Below are 25,737 nucleotides of genomic sequence, written 5' to 3' on the forward strand. Positions count from 1 at the left end.
GATGACCATGCCAGAAAATACCGCCGTGGCTCTTCAGCCTGCCTACGATTTCAGCCTTGCTGCACTGCGCGACAGCGACCGTGACCGCTATCTTGCCTGCCTGTTGTCACCGCAGGATAAACGCGGCCCGCTCTCAGCACTCTATGCGTTCCATGCCGAGATTGCCCGGGTGCGCGATCTCGTGCGTGAACCCTTGCCCGGTGAAATCCGGCTGCAATGGTGGCGTGATGTGCTCGAGGACCCAACGGGCGTAAGCGGCGAGGGCAATCCGCTGGCCGAGGCGCTGCTGGCCTGCGTGAAAAGCCACAAGCTGCCCGTGCCGGTGCTGCAGAACATGATCGATGCCCGTATCTTCGATCTCTATGACGATCCGATGGAAAGCCGCGCGTCGCTTGAAGGATATGCGGGTGAGACCGCGTCGGCACTCATTCAGCTTGCAAGCCTGATTCTCGATCCCGCAGAGGCGCAGAACTCGGCGTCTGCTGCCGGTCATGCCGGCGTTGCCCAGGCGATCGCCGGGCTGCTGCTGTTGCTGCCGCTGCATCGCCGGCGCGGGCAAGTGTATTTTCCGGCCGAGCTCTTGGCCGCGACCGGGCTTGACCGTGATGGCTTCCTTTCGGGCGAGAACGAACAGTCCGTCAGCTTGGCAATCTGTGCATTTGCTGGCCTTGGCCGCGAGCACCTTGCCAAGGCCCGTGCGGCTGCCGCGAGCATCTCCCCGGCCAACCGCTATGCGTTTACCGCCTTGGCACTGGCAGAACCGGTGTTCGATCGCGCCGAGCGGGCAGGCGCGAAACTCTTTGAGCATTCGATCGTACCGCCGCAGTGGCGTCGGCAGTGGTGGATGTGGCGGGCCGCGCGCAGCGGCAGATGGTAGAACACTGACGGCGCCTTCGTCTGTGCCAATATTGGCGAGTGCGGGCACATTGGCGCAAGGTTCGCCTTTTAGAGTCGCTCCCGTGTTATTATCAGGAACTGTGTAAAAGGGAGTCGGCGCCATGGGTTGGCCGATTGTCATCATCTGCATCTTGATCGCAGGTCTTTTCTACATGCGAATGAAGGCTCGTGCCGACAAGGACAGGCGCGAGCCGGACACCGGGACGGCGATCCTCGATTTTGGCCGCGCTTTTCCCGATGAAGCCATCCGGGCCATTCATGCGACCGCCGATGAAAAAGCCTATTTCGTCCGCCTGCACGATGGCAAGGCCGGTTTTATGGCAGCCCATGGCACGCATTTCGTCTGCCACCTGATCGAAGCCGGCAAGGTGAATGTCGGCAACGCCGGCAGCGGACGTGGCCTGAGGGTCCACTTCACCGATTTCTCATATCTCGACGGCGTCTATGAGTTTGCAAGCCCGGAAATAGCAGCCGAGGTTTCCCTCTGGCTGCTGGGCAGTTTCAAGCCGCAGTCGGAACGTGCTACCCTTCCGGAGAATTAGACCGACTTCAGCCAGGCTGCGCAATCGTCGAGCGCCCGCTGCGCCACCAGTTGCTTTTTCATTACCGTCTTGTCCTTGCCGCGGAAGCGCTTGACGCCCTCGGGCTTGACGATAGCGCCGGGCTCCAGCAGCGGAAACAGGCCGAAATTGATGTTCATCGGCTGAAACGAGCGTTTTCCCGGCTCGTCATCCGAAACGATATGGCCGCCGGTGATATGGTTGAGCAACGAACCGAAGGCCGTTGTTTCGGGCGGTAGCGGCAATGGCTGGCCTTTGCGCTCTGCAGCAGCGAAACGGCCGGCGAGCAGGCCGATACTGGCGCTTTCGACATAGCCTTCGCAGCCGGTGATCTGGCCTGCGAATCGCAGTCCGGGCCGGGACTTCAGCGTCAACGATCCATCCAGCAGGACAGGCGAATTGATGTAGGTATTGCGGTGCAGGCCGCCAAGGCGGGCAAATTCGGCATTTTCCAGTCCGGGAATCATGCGGATCACTTCCGCCTGCGCACCGTATTTCAGCTTGGTCTGGAACCCGACCATGTTGTAGAGCGTGCCAAGCGCATTGTCCTGACGCAATTGCACGACGGCATAGGCCTTGACGGTGGGGTTATGGGCGTTGGTGAGGCCCATCGGCTTCATCGGGCCGTGACGCAGGGTTTCGCGGCCGCGTTCGGCCATGACCTCGATCGGCAGGCAGCCGTCGAAATAGGGCGTGCCTTCCCATTCCTTGAAACCGGTCTTGTCACCGGCGATCAGCGCATCGACGAAACCATTGTACTGCGCCTCGTCCATCGGGCAGTTGATATAGTCCTTGCCTGTGCCGCCCGGACCGACCTTGTCGTAACGCGACTGGAACCAGCAGACATCCATGTCGATACTCTCGGTATGGATGATGGGGGCGATAGCGTCGAAAAAGGCCAGCGCATCGGCGCCGGTTTCCGCCTGGATGGCGCTGGCAAGCGAAGGTGCCGTCAGCGGCCCGGTGGCGATAATGGCGAGGTCCCAATCCTTCGGTGGCAGGCCACTGATTTCTTCGCGCGCGACGGTGATCAGCGGGTGGGCGTCGATCGCCGCAGTCACTGCATCGGAGAAACCATCGCGATCAACCGCCAGCGCTCCACCGGCCGGAACCTGGTTCTTGTCGGCGCAAGCCATGATCAGCGAACCGGCAAGCCGCATCTCGGCGTGCAGGACGCCAACGGCATTGCTGGTAGCGTCATCGGAGCGGAACGAGTTGGAGCAGACCAGCTCGGCAAGGCCGTCGGTCTTGTGGGCATCCGTGCCGCGGACGCCGCGCATCTCGTGAAGAATGACCGGGATGCCTGCCGCGGCGATCTGCCAGGCGGCTTCGGAGCCGGCGAGGCCGCCGCCGATAACGTGAATGGGGGAGTGCGAAGATGTATCTGTCATGGGCCATTTACTAGAGCAACGCGGCCAGGAAAGAAACCGGTTCCGTGCGGTTGATATCAATGCAAGGCCCGGAATCAAAAACGGCACCGTGTGGTGCCGTTTTTAGTTCCTCGACATTCCCGGTCCGGTCAACGGACTGGCCCGATTAACGGAAGGAACGCGAAGCGATGTTGCGGATGTCGAAGCGGGTGATGCCGATGTCCGTCAGGGCGTGGTTGGACAGGTTGCCAAGTTCAGCAACGGTACGGCGGTAGTTGATCCAGCTTTTTGCGATACGAATCGGGTTCATGATCTTTTCCTTGAGACTTACAAATGAGCAGTGCAGTGATTGCCTGCTTCGTTGAGATCCTTGTACGCCTTTCGCGGGAAAAGATGGAGTGCAAAGAAAATGCATCTGCTATGCATTTGTGCAATGCGATGCTGTTTCGCTGAGCATTTTGGGTGCCTGATGAAAAACAAGCCATAGGTTAACGGCATGGTTCGCCAAGCCGGAATCCGTTTAACCGTTTGTTTTTCGGATGTGTTTTGTGTGGCGAAATTGTGTTGCGGAGCGAGTCTCTGCCCTGATTGCCTGCCAAGGCGTGCTGAGTACGATGCTGCAACGAAAATAGGCAGAAGCTGTTATGCTGCACTGCGTCGAAAGCTATGGTTGATTTGTAATCGGAGTGGTCCGTCCATTCAAAGCCTGTAAGCGGCACCTGAACGAAAAAAACGCCCGCCGGTTTGAGCCGGAGGGCGTTTGGTGGCTGCGCATCGGGCTGGAAGAACCAGCCGGTCGCGAGGCTTACTTGACTGCCTGACGGGCAACGTACTGGATGTCGCCACGGCCGATGCCGAGGTCGTTCAGTTCGCGGTCGGTCATGCGGCCGAGTTCGTTGCAGGTCTGACGGTACTTGCGCCAATTGTTGAATGAGCGAGCGATATTCATGATGCTGGTCCTTTCTAGGTTTGCCAGCACTCTTTGCTGGCCCTCATCTGATGGTTGGAATATAGGCCGTTCCGCCCTGAAATTACAGAGACAATGCTGCATCGCACCCATGCGCTTCTTGCAAGTCTCGGTGCGCCCGTTGGTCACGGTTCGGCCAAAGTCGATGCGAGTGCGTGACCGCCGCAATTGAAGTGCCGATTTTTGGAGAGGGTGCCGAATAAAAAACAACGCCCGTCGGGGGAGGAGGTCCGGCGGGCGTTGCTTGTTCTGATCGACAACTGGGAGGAGGAGTGTTACCGATCCCATCAGGGCGCGCTGGGAGGAGGAGTGCGCTGCCCCGAAGTTGTCCTGAATATAAATCCGCCGAGCGCAAATGGGTAGAGCCAATGGCGAATGGCACCTATTCCACTGTTGCATGGCTAGACTCGTCGTTTGCGACACGGATGCCTGAATTTTGATCATCCGCGCAGTTGCGACCGCAGAAATACGATGATGTGTCGGGGGGGCTGAAACGAATAACGCCCGCTGGGGGAGGAGGTCCAGCGGGCGTCATTTACGGTGATGAGCAACTGGGAGGAGGAGTGTTGCCCATCGGATCGGAGCGGCGCTGGGAGGAGGAGTGCGCCACTCCGAATTCTATGAAGCGAACCTTTTAAATTCGCTGGCCTTTTCCGCTTCTTGAGCGAAAGCGGCTGGCCATGCCGCTGACGGTCCCGATCGCTTGCGCTGATCTCGTTCCGTCTTCTTGAGAACAAGATAGGTGACCGATGGCGATTTGTGCAGTGCAATATCATCATGGATGACATGCAAATTCCGCATAAGCCCGGCGATACGCCCTGCAGTTCTCTTCCGATTCCAGATTCGCACGAAACCCTTCATGCTTCGTTAACGATGACCGCGCCGCTGACGCCGCAAAGAGGGAGCGCCGGGCCTGATCGTCATCTAGGAATCAGGAACGCCTATGATATGTGTGGCCCAACACACGCATGCAAGGGGATCGGCCGATGTACCGGGGACGGATCGAAAAAGACTTCAATATCTGGGTTTCCAAGGGCATGCTTGATTCTGGGGCGGCAAAAGCCATGCTGGCGGAGTATGATGGCCGCGAGACCGTCTTCAGCGCCGGCCGGGTTCTTCTCGTGCTGGCGGCGATCCTCGTATCCGCTGCAATCCTCCTTCTCGTTGCCGCCAACTGGGAGGCTATCCCGCGTCTTTTCCGCGTCATCGGGATCGTTGCGCTGATCTGGGCCTTTTATCTGGCCGCTGCCGCCTGCCTTGGTCGTGGGTTCAAGGCAATGGGTGCCGCGCTGCTGGTGCTGGCGACCATGACCTTTGGCGGCGCAATCGCGCTGGTCGGGCAGATGTATCACCTGTCGGGCGATGCGACCGATGCGCTGCTCGTCTGGTTTGCGGCGGCTTGCGTCACCGCGGTGGCCTTTCGCTCAGCCGCGCTTGCAGTGTTTTGCGGTTTCCTGGCCTGGGCCATTTTCGCCGAACTGATGGTCGACAATGATGCCAGTTTCGAGGGGAACGGCTATATCTACCTCGTGCCGCTGCTGATCGTCATCGTGATTGCATTGGTGCGATACACCAATGCGGGCATCGCCCGCCACCTTGCGTATCTTCTTGCCCTGGCCTGGCTCGGCTGGTTTTACGTCGAGCTGCCGGAGGTCTGGGTCGCGAGCCTCCTGTTCGGGGCAGGTGTCGTAGCGTTCCTGGTGACCAGCATTCCCCTGTCGCCGCTCTATCGTTTCGCCCGCGAGGCCGGAGCGGCTCCCGCCTTTTATAGCTTTGCGCTTGCCGTGATGGGGCTGGCGGCCTTGCATGACGAGGTTGATGGCATTGGCCAGGAGATCGCAATCGGAGCAACGACGCTTGCGGTGGCGCTCGGTGGTATTGCCATCGCCGGCCGGCTGAATGGTGCGGTCCGCTTTCTCGGTTACGCGGTTTTCGCGGCCGAAACCCTTTATCTGGCGTCCGAGACACTGGGCAGCATCCTTGGCACATCCGGCTTTTTCCTGATTTCCGGTGTCGTCGTCGCTTTGATCGCCTGGCTGGTCATCCGGCTGGAAAAGCGATTGTCATCTAAAACCGCAGCCGAAGGGAGCGTGGCATGAACCGCAATCCGTTGGTGAGGCCGCTGTTTGCGGCAATTCTGGTGGCGGTGCTGCAGACCGCCTTCCTCGGCTACATGATCGAGAGCCGCGCATCCATCTTGCGCAACGGCGTCGATGTGGTGCTGAAGACCGTTCCCGTCGATCCGCGCGATCTCTTGCGCGGTGACTATGTCATTTTATCCTATGATATCTCGACCATTCCGGCCGACAAGGTCACCGGCGGTTTTCCCGCCGAGGCGACTGATGCGCAGCTCTCCGTGCGGCTTGAAAAACAGCCGGACGGATTCTGGGGTGTTGTGGAAGCCTCGTTCAGTGCTCTTGTACCAAAGGCGGGCAGTGTTATCGCCCGTAGCGCGCCATTCTATTTTTATCCGGCGCCGGATGGCGCGCAGTCTTCGTTGAATGTCGATTACGGCATCGAGCGTTATTATGTGCCGGAAGGCGAGGGCAAGGTTCTCGAGGAGGCGCGCAATGCCAGTGCCTTGTCGGTGACCGCGCGGGTGGATGATGAGGGCCGGATGCAGATCCGTCTGATCGCGATCGACGGCAAGCCGCTCTATGAGGAGCCTCTTTACTGATTGAGAGAGCTGGTACAGGCCGTCACAAGTGATGGGAATACGACAAAAACCGCATTTTTCCTTTGATCCCCATTTTTCCTTTGATCCCTTGGAAACGGGTGATATAGAGACGCCGCGCTCGGGAACGCCCTGAACCCGGTGCAGGTTGGTCACAGGCGTAGCCGCCCAGGACTTTTCTGTGCCGATGCGAGCAGGCGCTGCGGTTTTTCTGAACGCGGGTATGGTGAAATTGGTAGACACGCCAGATTTAGGTTCTGGTGCCGCAAGGCGTGGGAGTTCAAGTCTCTCTACCCGCACCAGAATAAAGGGACGTCCAGGGCTTGCCTTGGCGTCGATCGATAGGACGGCGCCATTTTGCTTGCAAAACGGTGACTGATTTGCGTAAAGCCACTCCCGGCAAATGGATCGGCTCAAGTGCTCGTGTACAAGAACACCGACAGAGCCCTGTCAACGTGAAATGAAGGTTTGAACATGCAGGTTATCGAAACGCTCGCTGAAGGGCTGAAGCGCGAACTCAAGGTCGTTATCCCGGCCAAGGACATGGAAGCTCGTATGAACGAGCGCCTCGCCGAAACCAAGGACAAGGTCCGTATCAACGGTTTCCGTCCGGGCAAGGTGCCTTTCGCACATCTGAAGAAGATGTATGGCAAGTCGATCATGGCTGAGCTCGTCAACGAACTCGTTCGCGAAAAGCCAACCGAAATCCTGTCCGAGCGCGGCGAAAAGTCTGCGACGCAGCCGGAAATCGCGATGACCGAGAACGAAGCCGAAGCCGACAAGATTCTCAGCGCTGAAGCCGATTTCGAATTCACACTGGCCTACGAAATCATTCCGGCGATTGAACTCAAGGACGTCAGCGGCATCAAGGTGACCCGCGAAGTCGTTGATATCGACGAAGCCGAAGTGACCGAGCAGATCCTCAAGATCGCTGAAAATGCCCGCACGTACGAAACCAAGAAGGGCAAGGCCGCCAACGGCGACCGCGTCACCATCGATTACCTCGGCAAGGTCGACGGCGAAGCCTTCGACGGCGGCAAGGACGAAGACGCTGAGCTGGTTCTCGGCTCCAACCGTTTCATCCCGGGCTTCGAAGAACAGCTCGTTGGCCTGAAGGCTGGCGACGAGAAGGTCATCACCGTGACGTTCCCGGCTGAATACCCGGCTGCAAACCTTGCCGGCAAGGAAGCCACCTTCGACATCACCGTCAAGGACGTTGCCGCTGCTGCCGCTGTTGAAATCAACGACGACCTCGCTACCAAGCTCGGCCTCGAATCGGCTGACAAGCTGAAGGAAGTCGTTCGCGGCCAGATCGAAAGCCAGTACGGCTCGATGACCCGCCAGAAGGTCAAGCGTCAGATCCTCGACCAGCTGGACGAACTCTATCAGTTCGACACGCCGCAGCGCCTCGTCGATGCCGAGTTCGACAACATCTGGCGCCAGATCAACACCGATCTGGAACAGGCCGGCAAGACCTTCGCCGACGAAGACACCACGGAAGAAGAAGCTCGCGGCGAATACCGCAAGCTGGCTGAACGCCGCGTCCGTCTCGGCCTGGTTCTCTCCGAAATCGGCGAAAAGGCCGGTGTGACGGTAACCGACGAAGAAATGCAGCGTTCGCTGTTCGAACAGCTGCGCCAGTTCCCGGGCCAGGAAAAGCAGATCATCGACTACTTCCAGAAGACCCCGGGTGCAGCCGCATCGCTGCGCGCGCCGATCTTCGAAGAAAAGGTTGTCGATCACCTGCTCTCCGAAGTGAAGGTTACCGACAAGACCGTCAGCAAGGAAGAACTGCTGGCCGACGACGAGGAAGGCGCTTCGGAAACGAAGAAGGCCCCGAAGAAGAAGGCTGCCAAGGCTGAAGCTGCGGAAGGCGAAGAAGCCGCTCCGAAGAAGAAGGCTCCGGCCAAGAAGAAGGCAGCTGACGACAGCGCCGAATAAGCCCGCGCATCGTCGCATGATTTTTGGAGAAGCCGTCCCGCAAGGGGCGGCTTTTCTGCTTTCGCGGGGCCGCAACATCGGTTTGATGTTTTGGCCCCGCTGGCCGTTGTAGTTCGTTGTTTTGTCCTCGATTGGAACAATCCGAAAAGCGAAAACTTCAAGGATGTCCGTAGATTGACACTTGCCATCGGACAGAGGAAGGTGAGGTTGTTGTTATGGGACGCGATTGAGGGGATATTCAATGGCAGGTTGCGCCTATCGATCATTGGTCACTGCTGCGATATTCATCTCGGCGATTTCAATAGGTACCGGCGCCATGGCTCAGGAGGCTGCCAAACCGGCTGCCGCGCCCTCGGTTTCTGTCACCCGGGTCGTCGAAAAGGATATCAGGCCAGCCATATCCTTCACCGGGCGCGTGGAGGCGGTAGACAAGGTCGATCTGCGGGCGCGTGTCGATGGATTCCTCGAAAAGCGGCTTTTCACCGAAGGCCAGGATGTCAAGCAGGGCGATCTGCTCTTTGTCATGGAAAAGGGGCAATACGAGGCAGCGGTTGTCCAGGCCGAGGGGGCGATCGAGTCGGCTAAAGCCGTACTGGAATTGGCGGATATCGAAGTTCAGCGGCAGACAACTCTTGTCGCGAAAAATGCTGCAGCACAAAATCAGCTTGATTTGGCAATTGCCAGGCAGAATGAGGCCAAGGGTAGCCTCACGCAATTGAACGCTGCGCTGGACAAAGCCAAGCTTGATCTCGGCTACACCGAGATTCGCTCTCCGATCGACGGCCGTATCGGCCGCTCAGTCTATTCCATCGGAAACTTCGTCGGTCCATCAAGCAATGTCCTCGCGACGGTCGTCAGCCAGGATCCGATCTATGTAAGCTTCGCTGTATCCCAGCGTGAAATTTTGGCCATTCGCGAAAAATTGACGAGCAAGGGAACGCTGGGCAGCACCGTGGATGCGGCAGTCGTGTATGTCGATCTTGCCGATGGAACGCGCTATGGCGAGCCCGGCAAGGTCAGTTTTGTCGATGTGACCACCGATCAGGGCACCGACACGTTGCCCGTTCGCGCGACATTTCCCAATCCGCACCGCATCCTCGTCGATGGTCAGCTCGTGACTGTGATTGTTGAAGGAGGGGCTGCAGAAAAGTCGTTGGTCGTGCCACAGGCGGCTATCCAGGTCGACCAATCAGGACCTTTTGCTCTCGTCGTCAACAGCGAAAACAAGATCGAGGTTCGCCGTATCGAGCCGGGCCAGGCCGAAGGCAGCGACTTGTCCGTTCTCAAGGGCCTTACCGTCGGTGACAGGATCGTGACCGAGGGCATACAGCGGGTTCGCCCTGGGCAGGTTGTCGAGCCGCTCGAAGTCAAGTCGGGATCCTAAAACATGCTGTCGGGTATTTTCATCGATCGGCCACGGCTTGCGGTCGTTATATCGCTCGTCATCACCATTGCAGGTCTTGTCGCGCTCAGCGTCATACCGATTGCCCAGTTTCCGGACATCGTGCCGCCGCAGGTGTCCGTAACCGTCAGCTATCCCGGCGCCAGTGCTGAAATCGTTCAGCAATCCGTCGCCCAGCCGATCGAATCCCGGGTCGTTGGCGTCGACAACATGATCTACATGAAGTCGACCAGCGGCAACGATGGCAGCTATACACTGACCGTCAGCTTCGCCGTTGGAACGGACCCCGATATCAACGCGGTCAACGTTCAGAACCGCGTCAACCTTGCCGAGGCGCAACTACCGCAGGAAGCACGGTCCCAGGGGATCAACGTCAAGAAGAAATCCTCCGCGCTGATGCAGATCATCGCCTTGACGTCAAAAGACGGCAAGCAGGACCAGCTTTTCCTCTCCAATTACGCGACAATCAATATCATTGATGGCTTGAAACGGATCAGCGGCGTGGGCGACGTCTCTCTGCTGACGCCGTCCGACTACAGCATGCGCATCTGGGTGACTCCGGAACGGCTGACCAGTTTCGGCATGACGCCGAATGACATTGTCGACGCGCTGAAGCGGCAGAACGTCCAGGCGGCCATCGGCCGTATCGGCGCTCAGCCGGCGCTGCCTGACCAGCAGTTCCAGTTGACCATCCAGACAAAGGGGCGCCTCAGCACGGTCGAGGAATTCGGCAGCATCGTTCTGCGTGCCCAGCCGGACGGCTCTTTTGTCCGCATCCGTGATGTGGCGCGCGTCGAATTGACGTCGAAGACGGCGGAGCAGATCGGCCGGCAGGATGGCACGCCGGCGGCCGTGCTTGGCATCTACCAGTCCCCCGGCGGCAATGCGATTGCGACGGCCGAGGCTATCGGCCAACTGCTCGAAAAGTTGAAGCCATCATTCCCGGAGGGCGTCGATTACAAAGTCACCTACGATACGACGAAATTCGTCGAGGAAAGCATTCACGAGGTCATCAAGACCCTGGTTGAGGCCTTCATTCTCGTCGTCATCGTCGTCTATCTGTTTCTTGGAAGTGTCCGGGCAACGCTCATTCCGTTGATCGCGGTACCGGTTTCGTTGATCGGAACATTTGCCGTGATGATGGCGCTCGGCTTTTCAGCCAACACTGTCTCGCTGCTGGCGCTCGTGCTGGCTATCGGCATCGTCGTCGATGATGCGATCGTCGTGGTCGAGGCGGTCGAGGCCCAATTGGAGAAAGACCCGAGCATCACGCCGGCGCAGGCCGCGCGGCTTGCCATGGGCGAGATCACGGCACCGATTATCGCCATTACGCTGGTGCTGCTGTCGGTGTTCATCCCGGTGGCGTTCATTCCGGGCATTTCCGGTGAGCTTTTCCGCCAGTTCGCGGTTGCCGTTTCGGTCTCGATGGTGATTTCGGCCATCAACGCGTTGTCGCTGTCGCCCGCACTCTGCGCCGTGCTCCTCAAAGCCCATCATGGTCCGAAACGTGGGCCGATCCGCTATGTGTTGAAGGGAATCGATTATGCCCGCGATGGCTATGCCTCGCTGGTGCGGCGGTTCGTCCGTTTCGCTGTTCTCGGGCTGGTGCTTCTTGCCGGCCTCATGGCGGGTACCGGCTGGCTGGTCAAATCGACGCCAACAGGCTTTTTGCCATCAGAGGATCAGGGGGCCATTTTCGGTGAAATCGTCCTGCCGGATGGCGCTTCGGTCAACCGCACCAACGAGGTTGCCAAGCGTGTCGAGGATATGATCCGCAAGACCGATGGCGTCGATGGTGTGATGTCGGTTGTCGGCTATAGTCTGCTCGATGGCCAGGTGAAGTCGAACTCAGGTCTGTTGGTGGTCACGCTGAAGCCCTTTGCGGACCGCACGACGGTGGAATTGTCCGTCAACGGACTGCTTGGCAAGTTGAGCGCTGAACTGCAGGCGATCAAGGATGCCAACGTTATCGTCTATAACCTGCCGCCGATCATCGGATTGGGAACGGGAAGCGGGTTCGAGTACCAGTTGCTCAGCCTGACCGGCGGCAGCGCCAGCGATGTTGCCCAGGCGGCACGCGGCTTGGTGTTTGCCGCCAATCAGGACCCGGCGCTGAGCAAGGTGTTCACCACCTATGCGGCCAATACCCCGCAACTTTATCTCGATATCGATCGCGAGAAAGTCCAGACGCTCGGCATTGAGGTCTCGGATGTCTTCAATGTCCTGCAATCTGTGCTCGGCAGCGCCTATGCCAACGACTTCAACCTGTTTGGCCGGACATGGCAGGTCACGGTGCAGGGCGAGGCTTCGGAGCGATCGAAGGTTGACGATATCTACCGGATCAATGTTCGCAACAACAAGGGCCAGATGGTGCCGATCCGGGCGTTTGCGCAGGCACGCCTGATCCTCGGACCACAGCTGATCGTCCGTTACAACAACTATGCCAGCGCGACGATCAACGGCGGTCCAGCAGAGGGGCGCAGCTCCGGCGAAGCGATTGCGGCGATGGAGGCTGTATCCGCCAAGACGCTTCCTGCCGGCTACAGCTATGAGTGGACCGGAACGGCGCTGCAGGAAATCGAGGCCAGTGGCAAGACGACGATGATCCTCGGGCTTGCCGTGCTCTTTGCTTATCTGTTCCTTGTCGGTCTTTATGAGAGCTGGACGATCCCGATAGCGGTGCTGCTATCGGTGACGGCCGGCATTGCCGGCTCGATGCTGGGCTTGAAGGTGGCGGGTCTCGACAACAACCTTTATGCCCAGATCGGCCTTGTGGTGCTGATCGCGCTTGCGGCAAAGAATGGCATTCTGATCGTCGAGTTTGCCATGGAGCGGCGAAAGCAAGGATTGGGTATTGCGGACGCGGCTGTCGAAGGCGCGCGCGAACGGTTCCGTGCCGTTATGATGACCAGCTTCGCCTTCATTGCCGGTCTGGTGCCGCTGGTCATTGCGGAAGGGGCTGGCATGCTGAGCCGCCGTGGTGTTGGCACAGCCGTCTTCGGCGGCATGCTGGGTGCGGCATTGATTGGTATCTTCCTGATCCCGATGCTTTACGTGAACTTCCAATGGTTGCGCGAAAGGGCCAAGACGATCGGCCGGAAAACGGAAGGTCAGCCGGCAGAATAAACCGCGAAACCTTTGACAAGAAAAGCCGCCCGTTGAGGCGGCTTTTCTCTATCTATGATTCCGATGTGCGGAGGTTGGTTGATGGCCCAAGCGCCGCCGTCCTGACGCCCATTCACACCTTCGGCGTGATCTCGCCCATCCGGTTGCCGGCGTCGAGACCGGCGATCTTGTAGGCTTCGGCCAGCGTCGGGTAATTGAAGGTGTTTTCGACGAAATATTCGACGGTGCCCTTCAGGTTCAAGACCGCCTGGCCGATATGGACCAACTCGGTGGCACCTTCGCCGACGATATGAACGCCAAGCAGGCGGCGGGTTTTGAGCGAGAAGATTAGCTTCAGAAGCCCGGAATCGAGCCCCATAATATGGCCGCGCGATGTTTCGCGGAACCGGGCAATGCCACATTCATAGGGAATGCCGCGCTCCTTGACCTCTTCCTCCGTCAGGCCGCAGGTCGAGATTTCCGGAACGGCGTAGATGCCGTAGGGGAAGAATTTAGGCGGTTCCTTGGCGATTGCCCCAACGGCGACGCGCGCCGCAATGCGGCCCTGTTCCATCGACGTGGAAGCAAGGCTTGGGAAACCGACAACGTCGCCGGCGGCATAAATGTTGGGAACCGACGTCTGGAATGTCTCGGGGTTGACGCTGAGGCGGCCACGGCTGTCAGCCTGAAGACCAGCAGCTTCCAGGTTAAGAGAATCTGTGGCGCCCATGCGGCCAGCAGCAAACAGCACCATTTCGCAGATGATGATGCGGCCGCTGTCGAGCTTGATCGAGCATTTTCCATCCGGCAGCCGCTCCACCTTTTCGGCCTTCTGGCCGAGGTGAAGTTTCATGTTGCGGTCGCGCAACTGATAGGTGAAGTCCTCGACGATTTCCTTGTCGATGAAATCGAGCATTGTGGCCTTCGGATCGATCAGGGTCACCTGCGTATCCAGCGCGCTGAAGATCGTCGCATACTCAATACCGATGACGCCCGCGCCGATGACGGCCATGGACCGCGGCAGATCTTCGATTTCAAGCAATTCGTCGCTATCGAGCACCGTCTTTCCATCGAAGGGAATGTAATCCGGGCGAAACGGCTTCGTGCCGACCGCAAGCAGGATGCTGGTGGCGGAAACCTGGATGGTCTCACCGTCTTCCTTCACGATCTGCATCGTCTGCGAATCGACGAAGCTGGCCTTGCCGCGCATATGCTGCACGCGGTTTCGGGCAAACTGGTGTTCCAGCACCTCGACCTCGTGATCCAGCGTAATTAGCAGACGGCGGCGCAGATCCTCGGCGCTGATCTCTTCCTTGACGCGGTAGGCCCGGCCGTAAAAGCCGCGTTCGCGCCAGCCGGTCAGGTTGAGTGCGGTCTCACGCAGCGTTTTGGAAGGAATTGTGCCGGTATGGACCGAGACGCCACCGACGCGCTTTCCCTGTTCGATGACAAGAACCTTCTTGCCCAGTTTGGCAGCCTGGATGGCGGCTCTGCGTCCTGCAGGTCCGCTTCCGACAACCACGAGATCGTACTGGTTCATGACGCGTTTCCGGTGATGGAGGAGAATCATTGTGCGCTGCGATAAATGTCGCCCGCAAGCGTCTATATCGTCAATCTTACAGTTTAATAAAGCCTTGGGAACATGCCCCAGGCTTACCGATGCTTATTTAACCAAAAGCGATTATATTGGTCGGGAAATCGGCGGTCCGCGGGAAGGTTTATATCCGCTGTCACTGGGCGCTTGAACACTGGGAGGTGTGTCATGGTTTTGCAGGAAGCTGGAAGCCGGCAAGAAAGCGAAACGGCTGCTTCGTCCACCGTCACCGATATGCCACCGGCCAAGCCGCGCAGCCGTCCCGGAGTGGTTGCTGCCGCAGTCTACGAAGATGGCCAGCGCATCCGCGATATCGAAATCCAGGATGCGCACAAGTGGAAAGGCCGCGATAAGGCGGTCGTGTGGATTGGCTTGCATGAGCCGGATGATGAGCTGCTCCGCGAGGTGCAGGTCGAGTTCGGCTTGCATGCATTGGCGATCGAGGACGCCGGTCACGCGCACCAGCGCCCCAAGCTGGAAATCTACGGCGATGCGATTTTCGTCGTCGCGCGCACTGCCCATATGGCGGGCGATGAGATCGTTTTCGGCGAAACGCATCTGTTCGTCGGCCGCGGCTATGTCGTTTCGGTGCGTCACGGGCCGTCGACATCCTACAATTTGGTCAGGCAACGCTGCGAGGCTTCGCCAGCCGCATTGGCGCATGGCGAGAATTACATTCTCTATTCCATCCTCGATTTTATCGTCGACAACTACATGCCGGTCGTTGAGGGCATTCATGCGGAAGTGGAGGAACTGGAAGAACGGGTCTTGCGTGATCGCCTTGACAAAAAGGATATCGAGCGGCTCTATTTCCTGCGCCGCAGCCTGCTTCGCCTGCGCAACGCCGTCGTGCCGCTTGTCGATGTCTGCCGGCGCCACGAGCATCTCGATTTACCCGGTATGGACGCGACGCTGCATGCGCTGTTCCGCGACGTGACCGATCATGTGCGGCGTGTCCAGGAGGATATCGATACGTTGCGCGAGGTGCTTGCCTTCACCTTCGAAGCCAGCCTGATGATCGGCCAGTCGGAACAAACCGAAATTTCGCGGAAGCTCGCCTCATGGGCGGCAATTCTGGCGGTACCAACAGCGATTGCCGGAATTTACGGGATGAATTTCGACGACATGCCCGAACTGAAATTCAAGTATGGTTATTTTGTTATCCTGGGGCTTATCTTTGTCGTATGCAGCATGCTCTACCGCATGTTCCGGCGAGCGAAGTGGCTCTGAAAACTGGTACGATTAGATCAGGCGCAGCCCCTTGAGGCTGGCATGGCCATCCTTGCCGATGATGATGTGATCGTGAACGGTGATCCCGAGTGGCTTTGCTGTATCGACGATCATCTTGGTCATCTCGATATCGGCCCGGGAAGGGGTTGGATCACCGGAGGGATGATTATGCGCGAGAATAAGCGCCGTTGCGGACAGTTCGAGCGCGCGCTTGACCACTTCGCGCGGATAAACCGGCGTATGATCGACGGTGCCGGTTTGTTGCACCTCGTCGGCGATCAGCGCATTCCGCTTGTCGAGGAAAAGGATGCGGAATTGTTCCCGGGTCTCGTGTGGAATCGCCGCATGGCAGTAATCGACTACAGATGACCAGGAGGCCAGCACCTGCTTGCCCTTCAGTTCGCTCTTGAGAGTGCGATGGGCAACAGTCGAAATCAGCTTCAGATCGAGGGCAACGGCCTCGCCAATCCCCTTCACTTCCTGCAGCAAGGCAGGCGAGGCGCCAAAGACGCCGGCCAGCGTACCGAAACGTTCAAGCAGCGCCTTGGCGATCGGTTTGGTATCGCGACGCGGAATCAGCCGGAAGAGTAGCAGCTCAAGGATTTCGTAGTCAGCCAGCGCCGTATCACCGTGATCCCGATAGCGTATCCGCAACCGGTCTCGATGGCCATGGTAATGCGCATCGTCTTGCGACACTGGTGGTAATGCCAAGGCCGGCCGTTTTGCTTGCTGTTCGGCGAAAAAGCCCCTTTCATCAGCCGGTTGCGAATGATCGCCTTCGGAAGAAAATGGGGGCTTTGTCATCGCAAACCTTATGTTGGCAGGCCCGGACGGTCGAGGCCGCCCGGTGACAGGGTGAAAATCTCGCAGCCGGTGGCGGTGACGCCGACAGCATGTTCGTATTGCGCCGAAAGAGAGCGGTCGCGGGTAACGGCAGTCCAGCCATCGGCCAGAACCTTCACATGCGGCCGGCCGAGATTGATCATCGGCTCGATGGTGAAGATCATGCCTTCGCGCATTTCCGGGCCTTCGTTGGCGCGGCCGTAATGCAGGATGTTCGGCGCATCGTGAAACAGGCGCCCGACACCATGACCGCAGAAATCGCGCACCACCGAACAGCGCTCGGCTTCGGCAAAGGTCTGGATGGCTTCACCGATGGCGCCGGTGCGCGCACCGGGCTTGACGGCGGCGATGCCGCGCATCAGGCATTCATGGGTGACTTCGAGAAGACGCTGAGCGGCGCGCTTGATTTCGCCGACCGGATACATCCGGCTGGAATCACCGTGCCAGCCGTCGACGATATAGGTGACATCGATATTGACGACATCGCCTTCGCGCAGCGGCTTTTCATTGGGAATACCATGACAGACGACGTGGTTGATCGAGGTGCAGGACGACTTTGTGTAGCCGCGATAGTTGAGCGTCGCGGGCAGGGCGCCGTGGTCCATGCCGAAATCGAACACGAAACGGTCGATCTCGTCGGTCGTCACACCCGGCTTGACGCGGCTCGCCAGCTCATCGAGACAACGCGCGGTGAGCTGGCAGGCGCGCTTGATGCCGGCAAAATCCTGGGGCGTATAGAGGCGGATGACGCCGGTATTCTTGTAGGGCGCTGACGCTGCCTCGATATAGGTGACCATTACAATACTTTCAGTTGTCTTTCTTAAGTGTCATAGATCAGCACAGGCGGGTTCGTCTATCGGGATCAGCCCATCAGGCGCAATTTGCTGCGGCGAAACCCGGCACTTGATCGCAAAGGCCTCAACCCCGCGCTGTATGGCTCGGCGATAAGCCGCGGCATAAACCGGGTCGAGGTCGTCGCATATCCTGAACGTGGCGCAGTCATCCCGCTGGATCAGGTAGATCATGATGCCGCGATGGCCTTCAGCGACCATATCGCCGAGTTCTTCCAGATGTTTTGCTCCCCGTGCCGTCGGGCTGTCAGGAAATTCACCAAGGCCCGCCGTCCGGCTGAAATGCACGTTCTTGACCTCGACATAGGCGCGTCCGCGCTCGGGATCGGTCAGCAGCATGTCTATGCGGGAATTGCGGCCATATTTCTGTTCACGCTGGAGGGTCGCATAGAGGTGAAGGTCGCCGACCTGTCCGGCCCTGATCGCTTCTTCCGCCAGCCGGTTCGGTAGCCCGGTATTGATGCCGACGACGGTGTCTCCGACTTCGATCATTTCGAACATGTGCCGGTACTTGCGCGTTGGACTGTCGTGCTCGGACAACCAGATCCGCGAGCCCGGCGTGGTCAGCCCGCGCATTGATCCGGTATTGGGGCAGGAGCCGGTGATTTGGCGCCCGTCCTCAAGAACGGCATCGAAGAGAAAGCGTTTGTAGCGCTGAATGAGCACGGCGGGCACCAGCGGCCTGTCGAAAAGCATGGAGTGTCCGTTATCTGATCAGGCGCGGGCGCGGACATAGGAGCCCGGCGCTTCTTCAAGAGAATTGAGGTTTCCGCCCGTCTTTCGCGCCGGAACGCGCTCGCCATCAAGCGTTTCAATCCAGGCTTGCCAGTGCGGCCACCAGGAGCCCGGTGTTTCCTTCGCTGACATCACCCAGTCATCGAAGTCGCCCTTGGCCGCGCCACCGGTCCAGAACTGATACTTGCTCTTGTCCGGCGGATTGACGACGCCCGCGATATGGCCCGAACCGGACATGACGTAGGTGACATCGCCGCCGAAGAACTGGCTGCCGACGAAGACAGACTTTGCCGGAGCGATGTGATCTTCCTTGGTGGCGAGATTGTAGATCGGGATTTTGACGTCACCAAGCGAGACCTTCTTGCCGGCCAGCACCATGTCGCCCTTGGTCAGGTTGTTCTGCAGATAGCAATTGCGCAGATAGAAGGAGTGGTTGGCTGCCGGCATCCGCGTCGAATCGGAATTCCAGTAGAGCAGGTCGAATGCCGAGGGCTCCTGGCCCTTCAGGTAGTTGTTGACGAAATAGGGCCAGATGAGATCCGACGCGCGCAGCATGTTGAAGGCCATGGCCATCTTCGAGCCGTCGAGATAGCCGGTCTCCTTCATCCGCTGTTCTATCTGGGCGATCTGCTCTTCGTCGGCGAAGACCTTGAGGTCGCCGGCATGGGTGAAATCGACTTGCGTGGTGAACAGCGTGGCAGAGCGGATGCGCGTATCGCCTTCCTGCGCATGCAGCGCGAGTGTGGCAGCAAGCAGAGTGCCGCCAACACAATAGCCGATCGCGTTGACATCCTCTTCGCCGGTCGCATGGCGGATGGTGTCGAGCGCAAAGCCGATGCCTTCGCGGGCGTAGGACTCCCAGTCCTTATTGGCATGGCGCTCATCCGGATTGACCCAGGAGATGACGAAGACGGTATGGCCCTGATCGACCGCCCATTTGATAAAGGATTTTTGCGGATTCAGATCGAGAACGTAGAATTTGTTGATCCATGGGGGGCAGATCAACAGCGGCCGCTTCAAGACTGTGTCGGTGGAGGCATCATATTGCAGCACCTGGCAGACATCGCTTTGGGCAATCACCTTGCCGGGGGTGATGGCAATATTCTCGCCGACCGCGAATTTGCTGACATCGGTCTGGCGTAGTTTCAGGTCGCCCTTGCCGGCAACGATGTCCTCGGCCAGCATCTGCATGCCCTTGACGAGATTGGCGCCGCTGGAGGCGACCGTTTCGCGATAAAGCTGCGGGTTGGTGGTGACGAAATTGGCAGGCGACAGGGCGCTCGAAATCTGCCTGACGTAGAAGGCGGCTTTGTGTTTGGTATGCTCGTCGAGCCCTTCGGCGTCGCGCACCATCCGGTCCGCCCAGCTGGACGTGATGAAATAGGCCTGCCGCAGGAAATCGAAGAACGGATTGGCAACCCAGTCGGCATCCGCAAAACGTTTGTCGTTGCGGGGCACCTCGTCTGGATCGGCGACCGCCTCGCCGTTCATTTTCTGCAGGCTTCGCGTCCACATGGAAAAGAAGCTGCCCATCAAATGGGTCTGGGCTTCCAAGGTCCGCCTCGGATCGGAGAGCCAGTATTCGGATACTTTGGAGAGGGTCTTGACCATATCGACCATCGGGTCGGCGACCATGTCGGTCTTTTCGCCGCTTTCGCGGGGGGCAAGCCAAGCGGATGCGGCCTTGCCAAGCTGCTCGACAGTGCGGGCAAGATTGATCGTAAAGGCTTCCGGGTCCTTGACGATATAGGGTTCGACGGATTTCGGGTCGAAACCGGGAAAACCTTCCGTGCTGGCGCCGGTCTGGCCCTCGGCCTTCCTGTCTTCTGCCACCCAGTTTCCTCCACAGATGTTTGTTTGTTTTGTCTTTTTACATTCTGCCTTAAAATGATTACAAGTGCCAGCGCATGTTGGACTCGGGGCACGTTGGTTGCCCACCGGTTTCGGTCGAGGATTCAACGAAAGGGCCGGGCAGGGGCGAGATGACGAAGTCGGGGAAAGCAGTGATGACGCGGATGGTGACGGCCTTTGGGATGGCAGGTTTGGTGCTTGCGCTTGCCGCCTGCAGTTCGGCAAAAATCGAGGAGCAGCCGTCGATCTATTCGGCCACCATGGCCAAGCCGATCCCTGCTGACGTCTATCCGGTCATCGAAGGAAAATTGCCGGCGGCGAGCGCCCAGATGAGCAATGAAGAGGCTGCAAGCCAGTCGGCGCGGCTGACTGCTCTTGGGGCTGCCCGCTCATCGGGAAAAATCTCCGAAGCCGAATATCAGCGCCGCCTGAAGGAGCTGCAGCTGTTGGCCGCCAATCACGGCGCCGATACGCTGAAAGAGATACAGAAATAGCGCTTGCGTTTCGGCTGATTTGGACGCAAAGCGTTTCATGGCCGCGTGGGCCTGATTGCACCGCGCGCGTCTCCTTGCACGCATGATTCCGGCATGGGGACGGCGCAAGACGAGGTTTAGAGATGGAAGAGTTTCACAAAGTCCGGCGTCTGCCGCCTTACGTTTTCGAACAGGTCAACCGTTTGAAAGCCAGCGCGCGAGCGGGTGGAGCTGACATCATCGATCTCGGCATGGGCAATCCGGACCTTCCGACGCCGCAATCCGTTGTCGACAAGCTGTGCGAGGTCGTTCAGGATCCGCGCACTCACCGCTATTCGTCCTCCAAGGGCATACCGGGTCTTCGCCGTGCGCAGGCCGCCTATTACGCCCGCCGGTTTGGCGTCAAGCTTAATCCGGACACGCAGGTGGTCGCCACCCTCGGCTCCAAGGAAGGTTTTGCCAATATGGCGCAGGCGATCACCGCGCCCGGCGACGTGATCCTGTGCCCGAACCCGACCTATCCGATCCATGCCTTCGGCTTCCTGATGACCGGCGGCGTGATCCGTTCGATCTCGGTCGAGCCGGATGATACGTTCTTCCCGCCGCTGGAGCGGGCGATCCGTCATTCGATCCCCAAACCGATCGCGCTGGTCATCAACTATCCGTCCAACCCGACGGCGCATGTGGCAACGCTTGATTTCTACAAGGAAGTCGTCGCCTTCGCGAAGAAGCACGACATCGTCATCCTGTCGGATCTGGCCTATTCGGAAATCTATTTCGATGGCGTTCTGCCGCCGTCGGTTCTGGAAGTTCCAGGCGCCATGGACAACACGGTCGAGTTCACCTCGATGTCGAAGACATTTTCCATGCCCGGCTGGCGCATGGGTTTTGCTGTCGGCAACGAACGCCTGATTGCGGCTCTGACGCGGGTGAAGTCCTATCTCGATTACGGCGCTTTCACGCCGATCCAGGTGGCTGCAACCCATGCGCTGAACGGCGACGGCTCGGATATCGCGGAAGTGCGCAATATCTACAAGCGCCGCCGCGACGTGCTGGTCGAAAGCTTCGGCAAGGCCGGCTGGGATGTGCCGCCGCCGGCCGCCACCATGTTTGCCTGGGCCAAGATCCCGGAAAAGTTCCGTCATCTCGGTTCGCTGGAGTTCTCCAAGCTCCTGGTCGAAAAGGCCGATATCGCAGTGGCACCCGGCATCGGTTTTGGCGAGCAGGGCGACGACTACATCCGCATCGCGCTGGTTGAAAACGAACACCGCATTCGCCAGGCCGCCCGCAGCCTCAAGAAGTTCCTGTCGACAGCCGACGATACGTTGCACAACGTCATCTCGCTGAACGCTCACCGCTGAGGCATTGGATTTTCCAGTTTCCTCAAAATCTGCTCCGCCGTTTCAGGCGGAGCGCTCTCGATATGTTAATGTTAGGAAACGTGTATGGCAGATGCCCTTAAAATCGGCATTGCGGGCTTGGGAACTGTTGGTGCCTCGCTCGTGCGTATTCTCCAGGAACGCCACGAGGCGCTGGCGACGACATGCGGCCGGGCCATCGAAATCACCGCCGTTACGGCACGTGACAGGAACCGTGATCGCGGCATCGACATTTCCGCCATCGACTGGCACGAAGATGCGCTTTCGCTGGCGAGCACTGCCGATATCGACGTCTTCGTCGAATTGATGGGCGGTGCCGGTGAACCGGCTCTGTCCGCCGTCAAGGCTGCCCTGTCGCGCGGCGTGCACGTCATCACCGCCAACAAGGCGCTGCTGGCAGCCCACGGCATCGCGCTTGCCGGTCTGGCTGAAGAGCATGGCGCGCTTCTGAATTACGAAGCTGCGGTCGCCGGCGGTATTCCGGTGATCAAGGCACTGCGGGAATCGCTGACGGGCAACACGATTTCGCGCGTCTACGGCATCATGAACGGCACCTGCAATTACATCCTGACCAAGATGGAAAAGGAAGGCCTGTCGTTCGAGGCCTGCCTCAAGGAGGCCCAGCGCCTTGGTTATGCTGAAGCCGATCCCGCTTTTGACATCGAGGGCAACGATACCGCCCACAAACTGTCGATCCTCACCAGCCTTGCTTTCGGTACGGCAATTGCTGCCGATGACATTTATCTTGAAGGCATCACCAATATCTCGATCGACGACATCCATGCAGCCGCCGATCTCGGTTACCGTATCAAGCTGCTCGGCGTTGCCCAGCGCACGGAGAGTGGTATCGAGCAGCGCGTGCACCCGACCATGGTACCGCTCGATTCGGTGATTGCGCAGGTTGATGGTGTCACCAACGCCGTGGCAATCGAATCCGATATCCTTGGCGAATTGCTGATGGTCGGCCCGGGTGCTGGTGGCAATGCAACGGCATCCGCCGTACTCGGCGATATCGCCGATCTGGCCAAGAGCCGCCCGGGAGCCCAGCATGTTCCGGCGTTTGGCCGCCCTGTCACGGCGTTGCTGCCGTACAAACAGGCGCAGATCCAGAGCCATGAGGGCGGATACTTCATCCGCCTGAAGGTTCTCGACAAGACCGGCGTGTTTGCAAGCATTGCGACGCGCATGGCAGAGAACCGGATTTCGCTGGAATCGATCGTCCAGCACTCCAAGCAGCCCGTGGATACTGGCGAACCGCAGACGATCATCCTTGTCACCCACGCGACGACCGAGGATTCGGTGCGCAAGGCCGTGGCGTCGATCAAGGCCGAGGGTTATCTGGTCGGCGAACCGCAGGTTATCCGCATCGAGCGGCCGAAGGCAGCCTGATCCCCCTTTGCCATTGAATGTCTTACGGCCCTATCCGGATTGTATCCGGATGGGGCCGTTTTCGTTGCTGTTTGCACAGGATGCAAAACCCGCGTACGAACGGTCAAAAGTCATGGGTGTACGATGATTGAAGTGCCAGATCCCGTCCAGCGGGCGTTTCTCAATGTCGAGCGGTCGGTCAGCGGACAGCGCTGGGTATCGCGGCTCGACCAGGCCGGTCAGAACCGCGCATTGGCCATCAGCCAGGTTCACGGGTTTTCCGATCTCATCGCACGGGTACTTGCGGGCCGCGGCGTGACCATGGACGACGCGGTGGCATTTCTCGATCCGACCATTCGTTCGCTGATGCCCGATCCCGATACGCTGACCGATTGTAGCAAGGCTGCCGCCCGGATCGTCGCCGCGATCACGGCGCGCGAAAAGGTTGCCATTTTCGGAGACTACGATGTCGATGGCGCCGCGTCCTCGGCACTGATGTTCCGCTTCCTGCGCCATTTTGGCGTCGCGGCGGAAATCTATATTCCCGATCGGATTTTTGAAGGCTACGGTCCCAATCCTGCTGCCATCAACCAGCTGATCGATAATGGCGCCCGGTTGATTGTTACCGTCGATTGCGGCTCGACCAGCCACGAATCGCTGGCGGCTGCCGAGGCGCGCGGCATCGATGTCGTTGTGATCGACCATCATCAGGTCGGTGCGGAACTGCCGCCCTGCGTGGCGCTGGTCAATCCAAACCGCGAGGACGATCTGTCGGGGCAGGGGCATCTCTGCGCCGCCGGTGTCGTCTTCCTCGTTCTCGTCAATGCCGTGCGCCAGTTGCGTGAAGCCGGTGACAAGCGTGTCGCCTCGTTCGATCTGCTCGCCTTGCTTGATATTGTCGCGCTGGCGACGGTCTGCGATGTGGTGCCGCTAAAGGGGCTGAACAGGGCCTACGTGGTCAAGGGGCTGGTTGCCGCACGGCATATGCAGAACCCGGGCCTGTCGGCCCTGTTTCGCAAGGCCGGGCTTGGCGGGCCGGTGACGCCCTATCATTTCGGCTTTCTGATCGGCCCGCGCATCAATGCCGGCGGCCGTATCGGCGATGCGGCACTCGGTAGCCGCTTGCTTACGCTGGAGGATGAGGCCGCCGCCGAAGAGATCGCCGCCAAACTCGACGAGCTCAACCGAGAGCGGCAGGTGATGGAGGTGGCGATGCTGGCAGAGGCGGAGGCCGAAGCGCTGGCGGAATACGGCACCGGCGAATCGGCTTCGATCATCGTCACAGCCCGTGAAAACTGGCACCCGGGCATCGTTGGCCTTCTGGCTGCACGCCTGAAGGAAAAGTTTCGCCGTCCGGCCTTTGCGATCTCGTTTGATATCAATGGCAAGGGAACGGGATCGGGCCGCTCGATCAGCGGCTTCGACATCGGCAAAATCGTTCGCGCGGCTGTCGATAATGGCCTGCTGGTCAAAGGCGGTGGCCACGCGATGGCGGCGGGCCTGACCGTCGAGCGCGCCAATCTCGGCAAGCTCAGGCACTTCTTCGACGAGAGGGCGCAGAATACCGTCAAAGACCTCGTCTCGGCCGAGACGCTGAAGATTGACGGCGCCTTGGGCGCCGCCGGCGCCAATCTGGCGCTAATCGATCAATTGGAGCAGGCAGGCCCATACGGGGCAGGGCATCCGCAGCCCGTCTTTGCCTTGCCGGCGCACCGCCTGCGGGATTCGCGCCAGGTCGGCGCCAATCACGTGAAGGTGACGCTGGAAGGCCAGGACGGTTCGAGGGTCGAGGGTATCGCGTTCCGTGCTCTGGAGACACCGCTGGGCGACTTGCTGCTGTCCGAGCGTGGCACTTCGCTACACGTAGCCGCCTCTGTCTCGGCAGACATGTGGCAGGGAACACGCCGCGTGCAACTGCGCATTATCGACGCGGCAAAGGCATTCTGAACCGGAGGCGTGCAACAAGGCTAAAAGCTTTGAAAGCCGGAAAATGCGTCAATGTGGGTGGATGAATGAGAGACCATGGTACGCCCTAGGGGAGTCGAACCCCTCTTCCCAGAATGAAAATCTGGTGTCCTAACCGATAGACGAAGGGCGCATCAGTGGTGTGGGCGTCTTATAGACAGACACGATGAATGCTGCAAGCGCTAAATCGCATTTTTCGAAAGAATTTTTCACAACAAAATCAGCGGTTAAACGGCTTGAGTTTATGTGACGCAAAAACGCCCGCAACGCCTGTTTTAAGCGTCTGCGAGGCATATATTTTCGCTGGAAAGGAGGATCACAATGGTACGCCCTAGGGGAGTCGAACCCCTCTTCCCAGAATGAAAATCTGGTGTCCTAACCGATAGACGAAGGGCGCATCCGTTGTGTGGGCGTCTTATAATCAGGGGTTTTGAATACCGCAAGCGGCAAATTTCATTTTCCTGTAAAAAAGTTCTGATAACGAACGGTTTTTAGCGGTTGGAGGAATTGTCTAATTAAAACAGATTGTTGT

The 25,737-nt window shown here is 59.0% G+C and carries 20 protein-coding genes and 3 tRNA genes; 13 read left to right on the plus strand and 10 right to left on the minus strand.

From position 1 onward, the window contains the following. Positions 1-7 precede the first annotated feature (7 nt). A complete protein-coding gene (locus tag ACSQ3J_RS20115; RefSeq protein ID WP_060505252.1) occupies positions 8-877 on the plus strand; it encodes a phytoene/squalene synthase family protein in 870 nt (289 codons plus the stop codon). Between the two features lie 121 nt (positions 878-998). After that, positions 999-1,439, plus strand: coding sequence for a hypothetical protein (locus ACSQ3J_RS20120; protein ID WP_060505253.1), 441 nt, complete (start codon positions 999-1,001; stop codon positions 1,437-1,439). Here ACSQ3J_RS20120 and trmFO read toward each other — a convergent pair. The 3 genes from trmFO to ACSQ3J_RS20135 all read right to left on the minus strand — a co-directional run bounded on the left by trmFO (position 1,436) and on the right by ACSQ3J_RS20135 (position 3,776). Beyond that, positions 1,436-2,848 (minus strand): methylenetetrahydrofolate--tRNA-(uracil(54)-C(5))-methyltransferase (FADH(2)-oxidizing) TrmFO, encoded by a 1,413-nt coding sequence (gene trmFO, locus ACSQ3J_RS20125; protein ID WP_060505254.1) that lies wholly within the window; start codon positions 2,846-2,848, stop codon positions 1,436-1,438. The two genes, ACSQ3J_RS20120 and trmFO, sit on opposite strands and share 4 nt — an antisense overlap. A gap of 145 nt (positions 2,849-2,993) precedes the next feature. Then, complete coding sequence (locus tag ACSQ3J_RS20130) at positions 2,994-3,137, minus strand: DUF1127 domain-containing protein (protein WP_081927849.1); 144 nt, start codon at positions 3,135-3,137, stop codon at positions 2,994-2,996. Between the two features lie 495 nt (positions 3,138-3,632). Then, the gene (locus tag ACSQ3J_RS20135; RefSeq protein ID WP_018325257.1) at positions 3,633-3,776 is read right to left on the minus strand and encodes a DUF1127 domain-containing protein; all 144 of its coding nucleotides are present in this window, start codon (positions 3,774-3,776) and stop codon (positions 3,633-3,635) included. A 1,004-nt stretch (positions 3,777-4,780) separates the two neighbouring features. Here ACSQ3J_RS20135 and ACSQ3J_RS20140 point away from each other — a divergent pair. From ACSQ3J_RS20140 to ACSQ3J_RS20165, 6 genes are all read left to right on the plus strand, one after another. Next, on the plus strand, positions 4,781-5,893 hold the full coding sequence (locus ACSQ3J_RS20140; RefSeq protein WP_436039978.1) for a DUF2157 domain-containing protein: 1,113 nt from the start codon (positions 4,781-4,783) through the stop codon (positions 5,891-5,893). Beyond that, the gene (locus ACSQ3J_RS20145) at positions 5,890-6,471 is read left to right on the plus strand and encodes a GDYXXLXY domain-containing protein (protein ID WP_436039979.1); all 582 of its coding nucleotides are present in this window, start codon (positions 5,890-5,892) and stop codon (positions 6,469-6,471) included. Before ACSQ3J_RS20140 ends, ACSQ3J_RS20145 begins: the two co-directional genes overlap by 4 nt. A gap of 214 nt (positions 6,472-6,685) precedes the next feature. Continuing rightward, positions 6,686-6,770: transfer RNA gene (locus ACSQ3J_RS20150), tRNA-Leu, on the plus strand. A 172-nt stretch (positions 6,771-6,942) separates the two neighbouring features. Beyond that, positions 6,943-8,409: a trigger factor gene (tig, locus tag ACSQ3J_RS20155; RefSeq protein WP_436039981.1), complete on the plus strand. Its 1,467-nt coding sequence runs from the start codon at positions 6,943-6,945 to the stop codon at positions 8,407-8,409. A 241-nt stretch (positions 8,410-8,650) separates the two neighbouring features. Then, positions 8,651-9,793, plus strand: a complete 1,143-nt coding sequence (locus ACSQ3J_RS20160; protein WP_436039983.1) for an efflux RND transporter periplasmic adaptor subunit — start codon at positions 8,651-8,653, stop codon at positions 9,791-9,793. Between the two features lie 3 nt (positions 9,794-9,796). Next, complete coding sequence (locus ACSQ3J_RS20165; RefSeq protein ID WP_436039984.1) at positions 9,797-12,937, plus strand: efflux RND transporter permease subunit; 3,141 nt, start codon at positions 9,797-9,799, stop codon at positions 12,935-12,937. A 112-nt stretch (positions 12,938-13,049) separates the two neighbouring features. On the opposite strand, the gene sthA is transcribed toward ACSQ3J_RS20165, so the two are convergent. Beyond that, positions 13,050-14,456 carry a Si-specific NAD(P)(+) transhydrogenase gene (gene sthA / locus ACSQ3J_RS20170; RefSeq protein ID WP_060505261.1) on the minus strand — a complete coding sequence of 469 codons (1,407 nt, stop codon included), beginning with the start codon at positions 14,454-14,456 and terminating at the stop codon, positions 13,050-13,052. A gap of 288 nt (positions 14,457-14,744) precedes the next feature. On the opposite strand from sthA, the gene ACSQ3J_RS20175 reads away from it, so the two are divergent. After that, entirely contained in the window at positions 14,745-15,740 is a 996-nt protein-coding gene (locus tag ACSQ3J_RS20175) for a magnesium and cobalt transport protein CorA (protein ID WP_060505627.1), read from the plus strand. A gap of 12 nt (positions 15,741-15,752) precedes the next feature. On the opposite strand, the gene radC is transcribed toward ACSQ3J_RS20175, so the two are convergent. From radC to phaC, 4 genes are read right to left on the minus strand one after another with little or no spacing between them, the layout of a single operon-like run. Then, complete coding sequence (gene radC / locus ACSQ3J_RS20180) at positions 15,753-16,544, minus strand: RadC family protein (protein ID WP_436039986.1); 792 nt, start codon at positions 16,542-16,544, stop codon at positions 15,753-15,755. A gap of 8 nt (positions 16,545-16,552) precedes the next feature. Next, positions 16,553-17,380 carry a type I methionyl aminopeptidase gene (map, locus tag ACSQ3J_RS20185; RefSeq protein WP_060505263.1) on the minus strand — a complete coding sequence of 276 codons (828 nt, stop codon included), beginning with the start codon at positions 17,378-17,380 and terminating at the stop codon, positions 16,553-16,555. Positions 17,381-17,410: 30 nt separating this feature from the next. After that, positions 17,411-18,130 carry a DNA/RNA nuclease SfsA gene (sfsA, locus tag ACSQ3J_RS20190; RefSeq protein ID WP_060505264.1) on the minus strand — a complete coding sequence of 240 codons (720 nt, stop codon included), beginning with the start codon at positions 18,128-18,130 and terminating at the stop codon, positions 17,411-17,413. Positions 18,131-18,148: 18 nt separating this feature from the next. Further along, positions 18,149-20,002, minus strand: coding sequence for a poly(3-hydroxyalkanoate) polymerase subunit PhaC (gene phaC, locus ACSQ3J_RS20195; RefSeq protein ID WP_060505265.1), 1,854 nt, complete (start codon positions 20,000-20,002; stop codon positions 18,149-18,151). Between the two features lie 173 nt (positions 20,003-20,175). Here phaC and ACSQ3J_RS20200 point away from each other — a divergent pair, with 173 nt between their 5' ends. The 4 genes from ACSQ3J_RS20200 (at position 20,176) to recJ (ending at position 25,187) form a co-directional block, all read left to right on the plus strand. Continuing rightward, positions 20,176-20,514, plus strand: a complete 339-nt coding sequence (locus tag ACSQ3J_RS20200) for a hypothetical protein (protein WP_060505266.1) — start codon at positions 20,176-20,178, stop codon at positions 20,512-20,514. Between the two features lie 122 nt (positions 20,515-20,636). Next, a complete protein-coding gene (locus ACSQ3J_RS20205; protein WP_037101088.1) occupies positions 20,637-21,854 on the plus strand; it encodes an LL-diaminopimelate aminotransferase in 1,218 nt (405 codons plus the stop codon). 84 nt (positions 21,855-21,938) lie between these two features. Next, a complete protein-coding gene (locus ACSQ3J_RS20210) occupies positions 21,939-23,261 on the plus strand; it encodes a homoserine dehydrogenase (protein WP_060505267.1) in 1,323 nt (440 codons plus the stop codon). A 123-nt stretch (positions 23,262-23,384) separates the two neighbouring features. Beyond that, on the plus strand, positions 23,385-25,187 hold the full coding sequence (gene recJ / locus ACSQ3J_RS20215; protein ID WP_060505268.1) for a single-stranded-DNA-specific exonuclease RecJ: 1,803 nt from the start codon (positions 23,385-23,387) through the stop codon (positions 25,185-25,187). Between the two features lie 76 nt (positions 25,188-25,263). Here recJ and ACSQ3J_RS20220 read toward each other — a convergent pair. Together ACSQ3J_RS20220 and ACSQ3J_RS20225 are read right to left on the minus strand one after the other, a co-directional pair. Beyond that, positions 25,264-25,338: transfer RNA gene (locus tag ACSQ3J_RS20220), tRNA-Glu, on the minus strand. Positions 25,339-25,527: 189 nt separating this feature from the next. Then, positions 25,528-25,602: transfer RNA gene (locus ACSQ3J_RS20225), tRNA-Glu, on the minus strand. Positions 25,603-25,737 lie beyond the last annotated feature (135 nt).

It is taken from the genome of Rhizobium sp. LjRoot98, assembly GCF_964252935.1.
Lineage (GTDB): Bacteria > Pseudomonadota > Alphaproteobacteria > Rhizobiales > Rhizobiaceae > Pararhizobium.

Coding starts and splice junctions, on each gene's coding strand:
- trmFO (WP_060505254.1), bottom strand. CDS start 2,848: ATGACAGATACATCTTCGCACTCCCCCATTCACGTTATCGGCGGCGGC.
- sthA (WP_060505261.1), bottom strand. CDS start 14,456: ATGAACCAGTACGATCTCGTGGTTGTCGGAAGCGGACCTGCAGGACGC.
- ACSQ3J_RS20175 (WP_060505627.1), top strand. CDS start 14,745: ATGCCACCGGCCAAGCCGCGCAGCCGTCCCGGAGTGGTTGCTGCCGCA.
- ACSQ3J_RS20130 (WP_081927849.1), bottom strand. CDS start 3,137: ATGAACCCGATTCGTATCGCAAAAAGCTGGATCAACTACCGCCGTACC.
- radC (WP_436039986.1), bottom strand. CDS start 16,544: ATGACAAAGCCCCCATTTTCTTCCGAAGGCGATCATTCGCAACCGGCT.
- map (WP_060505263.1), bottom strand. CDS start 17,380: ATGGTCACCTATATCGAGGCAGCGTCAGCGCCCTACAAGAATACCGGC.
- ACSQ3J_RS20200 (WP_060505266.1), top strand. CDS start 20,176: ATGACGCGGATGGTGACGGCCTTTGGGATGGCAGGTTTGGTGCTTGCG.
- ACSQ3J_RS20160 (WP_436039983.1), top strand. CDS start 8,651: ATGGCAGGTTGCGCCTATCGATCATTGGTCACTGCTGCGATATTCATC.
- sfsA (WP_060505264.1), bottom strand. CDS start 18,130: ATGCTTTTCGACAGGCCGCTGGTGCCCGCCGTGCTCATTCAGCGCTAC.
- ACSQ3J_RS20145 (WP_436039979.1), top strand. CDS start 5,890: ATGAACCGCAATCCGTTGGTGAGGCCGCTGTTTGCGGCAATTCTGGTG.
- tig (WP_436039981.1), top strand. CDS start 6,943: ATGCAGGTTATCGAAACGCTCGCTGAAGGGCTGAAGCGCGAACTCAAG.
- ACSQ3J_RS20140 (WP_436039978.1), top strand. CDS start 4,781: ATGTACCGGGGACGGATCGAAAAAGACTTCAATATCTGGGTTTCCAAG.
- ACSQ3J_RS20210 (WP_060505267.1), top strand. CDS start 21,939: ATGGCAGATGCCCTTAAAATCGGCATTGCGGGCTTGGGAACTGTTGGT.
- ACSQ3J_RS20115 (WP_060505252.1), top strand. CDS start 8: ATGCCAGAAAATACCGCCGTGGCTCTTCAGCCTGCCTACGATTTCAGC.
- ACSQ3J_RS20120 (WP_060505253.1), top strand. CDS start 999: ATGGGTTGGCCGATTGTCATCATCTGCATCTTGATCGCAGGTCTTTTC.
- ACSQ3J_RS20165 (WP_436039984.1), top strand. CDS start 9,797: ATGCTGTCGGGTATTTTCATCGATCGGCCACGGCTTGCGGTCGTTATA.
- recJ (WP_060505268.1), top strand. CDS start 23,385: ATGATTGAAGTGCCAGATCCCGTCCAGCGGGCGTTTCTCAATGTCGAG.
- ACSQ3J_RS20135 (WP_018325257.1), bottom strand. CDS start 3,776: ATGAATATCGCTCGCTCATTCAACAATTGGCGCAAGTACCGTCAGACC.
- ACSQ3J_RS20205 (WP_037101088.1), top strand. CDS start 20,637: ATGGAAGAGTTTCACAAAGTCCGGCGTCTGCCGCCTTACGTTTTCGAA.